Genomic DNA, 4,398 nt, shown 5'->3' on the forward strand with positions numbered 1-4,398 from the left:
CTTCCAAAGTCCAGTAACCTTTCAACTTTAATCTTATTTCCAGCTTTTCATCTTGTGCCCTTTTACAGCATAGAAAAGAATGAATAAATAACAAGGTAACATTACGATATAAGCGCCCTGCTGGGCCGCGGCAGAATCCACACCACCACTTGCTAGACCCCAAAATAGAGGACCAAATGCCCCACCGGCGATGCCCATTACAAGCAGGCCAGAACCAACACTGGTTAATTTACCTAACCCAGACAACGCTAACGGCCATACCGCAGGCCATACAATAGCATTAGCAAATCCTAACACAGCTATCATCAATAGTGTATCTGGTAATTGCACTTCTAAACCAAGCGCTGTTGCGATCACAACTGAACTAGTATCGCTAAATACCACGGCAAGTGTTAATACACAGCCTAAAATTGCAGACACACTTAGCGCTGCTTGCTGCGAAATAACACGCGGAATAAGCACAATACCAACTATATAACCTAACACCATGCAGCTCATTGTATAAGAGGTCATGACACTATATTTTTCAATACCTAGCGACAATGCAAAAGTACCAATGGTATCGCCTGCAATCACCTCCACGGCTACATAAACGAATAATGCAACCACACCTAATGCTAGGCTTGGGTGAGAAAGTGCTTCTTTTACTTGTCCTTTAGCACCTTGCTCCTCATCATCAATAAGCTCTGGTAATGGCATTTTTGTCACTGCAAATGCCAATGCACCAATAAATAGCGCTAACCATAAATAAGGATAAATTAAACTATTTGCCATTGAATCAATTTCAGCTTGTGATAAATCTTTACCAACAAGGCCAGTAAAATCGCTTAGAATTAACGCTGTAAATACGATTGGCGCAATCACGCCAGCGCCTTTATTCAATATCCCCATGATGCTCACACGTGCTGCGGCCGATTCCTCAGGCCCAATCCGAACAACATACGGGTTAACTGCAGTTTGCAACAAGGTTTGCCCTGCCCCCATAACCAACTGCGCAAATAAAAACAGCACAAATACTTGAGTTTTTGCAGCTGGAATAAATAATAAACCTGCCACCATCATGGTTGCCATACCGAGTGCCATGCCATTTTTATAACCGACTTTACGAATGATCATCGCCGACGGTACAGCAGTAAACGTCACCGCTATATAAAACGAGAATAAAATCAGTGAGGCTTGAAATGGACTCAGCTGTAATACTTGTTTTAAGTATGGCATTAGTGAACCATTTAACCAGGTTGCAAAACCTAGGATAAAAAATAAAGTGGCAACAATGGCCATGGGTATAAAATTACTTTGTTTATTTATTTTTGACACTGTGGCTTCCATAAAACTTCTTCTTATTGCGAGCTATCGTTATAATTATTTATTGCAATTAAGTTCAAAAAACTTAAATCGACGATTAGCGTTGCTGTATTTTATAACACCTTGGCGACATTTAAATGACAATGTCGAAACAAAAATGACAGCGCTGCCATAAAACTTTACGTTAATTACAGCCATATTACTAGTAACAATTTATTTTACAACGACACAAAAAAGGGCCTTTATGGCCCTTTCAAAACGTAATTAGTTACTAATATATTAATTTATATGAGTAATTCTGCTTTTTAGTTTGCTATCTAAGCTACTACGTAATGCTACAGACTGCTGTTCAGAAACACTGATCGGAGCTGTATATTGCTGCCAACTCGCGCCATTATCTAAACTATACTCGGTATTTAAATATGTAAATGGCGTATTAACCTCAAGCTGACCATTGTTAATCACGCCACCGGGTACCGGCAAATGTAAAGTTATGCCTGCATTGGCCAATTTATTAAGCTCTTTCAAACCAACTGCAGCAGAGAATTGTGCCCAGTCTTTTTCTTGGCTTTTACGATCAACCTGCTCGCCTTCCCATGGTGCTTTATGCCATGCACGCTCAGCGACAGACAGAATACGCGGGAATATCATTGCCAATACTTGATCTTCGGTTCGAATAGTTTCAGACCAAACTTGTCCTTGCATACCTAAGATGTTTTCTGGCTTTTCTAATTTTGGTAGTGGACGACCAACTAAAGCTTCAAGGTTATCTATCGGCTCCCGTGTTCGGGTGTAATCTGCATTTGCATACACATCGTCTGGCATATAATTAAATGCTTTTTTAGTATCGGTATAGCGAGTTGCCCAATAATACCCACGTTCTTCTGGGTGAGCTTCATAAGGATGGTCAAAGTATAAGTGTGTACCATGCGATAGAATCACTTGGTAGCCAGCATTGGCAAGGCGATAAGCTCTGTCTGCAACACCCCACTCCCAAATATTGTCCCAGACGTTTGCTGTAAAGGTTTTGTTTGGAAACTCGTCGCGCTTAAATGGGTTTGTTTGGTCATACATTAAACCATCTTCCCATGCGCCAGGCGAAATCCCGCGTTTTTCAAGTAACTTGGCCACACGTTGTGTAAAGTAAGGTTTAAGATCTGCGGCACCGGCAACACCATTATTTGGATCGGCAAACATTGCTTGGCATATTGGCGAGCCAACCCATGAACCGGCCCCTACTTCATCACCACCAAAGTGCAAGTTAGTCAATTGCACACCGGCTTCGCGGTACATTTGTTGTAATTCGTAGGTAACCTTATCTAAAAAGGCGTAGGTTGAATCCATACATACGTTCATCGAGTTATCTTTGTAGTTTTGCACCGTCATATAAACCGAGGTGTCTTTTGGATCACTCAATAAATACTGGGTTGCAGCACTGATATCTATCTGCTGAGTCTCTTTCCCCGCATTCTTTTTATTAACAAGCTTATTTTTGGCTACTCGTTGCGCCTCATCGGCAAGCTTATGATAACGTGCTTCCATTGCTTTAATTGATGCGCGAGCATGCCCCGGCCCTTCAATTTCTGGAATAATCTGAATATGGCGGTCTTTAGCAAACTTTAATAATTCAACAAACTCACTACGAGTTAAGTAACCATTACCTGAGCCCGATTTAAATGGTCCGGTTCCTAGCTGTGTTAACAGACATTCTTTTTCTTCAAGGTCAAAACAGCGATAACCACCAATATCAGTTAGCTCTGGTAATCCTGGAATTTCTAAGCGCCAACCTTCATCTTCTGAAAAGTGCCAATGTAGTTTATTCATTTTATAACGCGCCATTTGCTCAACTAATTTGAACATAGCGTCTTTGCCGTGGTAATTGCGGCCATTATCATAGTGCATGCCACGCCAGGTATAACGAGGGCTGTCTTCAATCTCAAGTTGTGGAATGTCTACAATACCTTGGCTATTTGCCGGGAGTAGATTAAGTAAGCTCTGCATGGCATAGAATACACCGGCATTATCACTCCCAACAATTTCAATACGATCGTCATCTATCTCAAGAGTGTAACTTTCTGATTTACCACCGGCCAACTGTGGATTTACTTTTAAGCTGATCAGTTTTTCTTTTGCTAGTTTGATGTGATCTGGCTGGGCTTTTAAGGTCAGGCCATAGTCATCTTGCAAATCTTGCATAAACACCATGACTTCGTTCTTTAACTGACCTTGGAAAGTGATCTGCCAGCTGCTATCAAGTGTTGCAGTACCGCGATTAAACTCTACTTTTTGTGGCTTTGGAATGATCCGCTTTAATGCGTCTTGTTGCGATACTTGACTTGTCGTTTGTTGATTACGCTCAAAACGCACTTGTGGGGTGACTAATACCGTTAAATCTTTTGGCTCGTTATAACGGCGCAGTTGATTTTCACGCTCAAACGGTGCAACAAACTGGGTCATATCTTCACTGTCAGTATTTGCAAAAATAGCCGGTTTATTATCACCAGAGACAAAAAAAGCACGTGGCATAAAGTCAGAATAAGCAACCACCCAAACTTGAGCGTCAAACTCAAGTACTAAGCTTTTACCTGAAGCTAACCCTGTAAAGTTTTTAGTTGGGGTAATGCGGTGTAAATCGCCATTTACGTGTTCAATATTTAAACCCGCAACTAGCTCAGTACTGATCTTACGAACTGAGTGAATATACAACTGCCAGTCACTTTCACCTGCAGGAAGTGCAACATCAGATTGGTTGTTTAGTGTAATTGTCCCTAAAAAACCAGCGGCTTTATTATGAAAGTTATCAACCACAGCAAATGTCAGGGTGGTTTCTTTGGCAAAGTTATTCACATCATTTTGCGAAAACTGCGCCTGCGCCATTAATGGCATTATCGCGATCAAACTTGCTAAAGTTCGCTTTTTAAAATCCATTGCTCTCTCCTCGTTGTATACCCTAAGACTACGCATTTCCCCCCACGTAATCTGTTATTTATTATTATTTATTCACCTCCATCATATAAAAGATAAAATGACAGCGCTATCATTAATTGAAAGAATAGGGAATAAGCGGTAAGCGGTAAGCGGTAAGCGGTAAGC

2 protein-coding genes are annotated in these 4,398 nt (G+C 41.2%); both read right to left on the reverse strand.

The window, feature by feature from the left end; genetic code table 11:
- Nucleotides 1–33: 33 nt before the first annotated feature.
- Nucleotides 34–1,329 (reverse strand): N-acetylglucosamine MFS transporter NagP, encoded by a 1,296-nt coding sequence (nagP, locus tag H5158_RS22115; protein WP_182740922.1) that lies wholly within the window; start codon nucleotides 1,327–1,329, stop codon nucleotides 34–36.
- 255 nt (nucleotides 1,330–1,584) lie between these two features.
- A complete protein-coding gene (locus H5158_RS22120; RefSeq protein ID WP_182740923.1) occupies nucleotides 1,585–4,233 on the reverse strand; it encodes a family 20 glycosylhydrolase in 2,649 nt (882 codons plus the stop codon).
- Nucleotides 4,234–4,398 lie beyond the last annotated feature (165 nt).

The sequence above is a fragment of the Pseudoalteromonas sp. SR45-6 genome, assembly GCF_014163545.1.
GTDB lineage: Bacteria > Pseudomonadota > Gammaproteobacteria > Enterobacterales > Alteromonadaceae > Pseudoalteromonas > Pseudoalteromonas rhizosphaerae.

What these genes read in the sequence shown, in the direction of transcription:
- H5158_RS22120 (WP_182740923.1), bottom strand. Translation starts at nt 4,233, where the DNA reads ATGGATTTTAAAAAGCGAACTTTAGCAAGTTTGATCGCGATAATGCCA.
- nagP (WP_182740922.1), bottom strand. Translation starts at nt 1,329, where the DNA reads ATGGAAGCCACAGTGTCAAAAATAAATAAACAAAGTAATTTTATACCC.